This is a genomic window from Nitrobacter sp. 62-23, assembly GCF_001897285.1.
Taxonomy (GTDB): domain Bacteria; phylum Pseudomonadota; class Alphaproteobacteria; order Rhizobiales; family Xanthobacteraceae; genus Nitrobacter.
This window is the reverse complement of the sequence record NZ_MKSM01000102.1, coordinates 1-1,011: the sequence shown is the minus strand read 5'-3', so window position 1 is coordinate 1,011 and position 1,011 is coordinate 1. Positions and strand designations below refer to the sequence as shown.

Genomic DNA, 1,011 nt, shown 5'->3' with positions numbered 1-1,011 from the left:
TCTTCAGGAAATTCGGCGTCGAATATTCGCTCTCGCCGCGCGCCTTGCGCTGCGCGTTCAGCGCGGTGCGCAGGAACGTCATGGTGGCGACGCCGGGAATTTCCACCGGATACTGGAACGCCAGAAACACGCCTTTCGCGGCGCGCTGGTCCGGTGCCATCTCCAGAAGATCTTCGCCCTTGAACAGGATTTCGCCGCCGGTCACCTCATAACCGGGCTTGCCGGCGATGACATGAGAGAGCGTCGATTTTCCGGAGCCGTTCGGCCCCATGATGGCGTGAACCTCGCCCTGATTCACCGTGAGATCGAGCCCGTGAAGGATCTCGCGATCCTCGACGCGGACGTGCAGGTCTTTGACTTCGAGCAACGGCATTTTGGTTTCCGCTTTTTGATCGTCGTACCGCTATGCGCCAGCGCATCGGCAAAAGGACGGTTTCAATGTCAGGCGCTCGGGAGCTGGGCCCCGAACGCAACGTTATCCGACGCTGCCTTCCAGCGAGATCGAGATCAGCTTCTGGGCCTCGACCGCGAATTCCATCGGCAACTGCTGCAGCACGTCGCGGACGAAGCCGTTGACGACGAGGCCGACGGCCTCTTCCTGCGACAGTCCGCGCTGCACGCAATAGAACAGCACGTCTTCGGAAATCTTCGATGTGGTCGCTTCGTGCTCGAACAGCGCCGAGGTGTTCTTGGCCTCGATATACGGCACGGTGTGCGCGCCGCACTTGTCGCCGATCAGCAGCGAGTCGCACGCGGTGAAGTTGCGCGCATTGCTCGCCTTGCGGTGCGCGGTAACGAGACCGCGATAGGTATTCTGCGACTTGCCCGCCGCGATGCCCTTGGAGATGATCCGGCTCGTGGTGTTCTTGCCGAGGTGCAGCATCTTGGTGCCGCTGTCGACCTGCTGGTAGCCGTTCGAGATCGCGATCGAGTAGAACTCGCCGCGCGAATTGTCGCCGCGCAGGATGCAGCTCGGATACTTCCAGGTGATGGCGGAGCCGGTCTCGACCT

The 1,011-nt window shown here is 61.6% G+C and carries 2 protein-coding genes; both read right to left on the bottom strand.

Going from position 1 to position 1,011, the window contains the following annotated elements:
• Positions 1-373, bottom strand: a 373-nt coding sequence (locus BGO16_RS10445; protein ID WP_292618630.1) for an ATP-binding cassette domain-containing protein, incomplete at its 3' end; no start/stop codon positions are given.
• Positions 374-475: 102 nt separating this feature from the next.
• A partial coding sequence (locus BGO16_RS10440) for a SufD family Fe-S cluster assembly protein (protein ID WP_292618628.1) occupies positions 476-1,011 on the bottom strand: 536 nt, incomplete at its 5' end.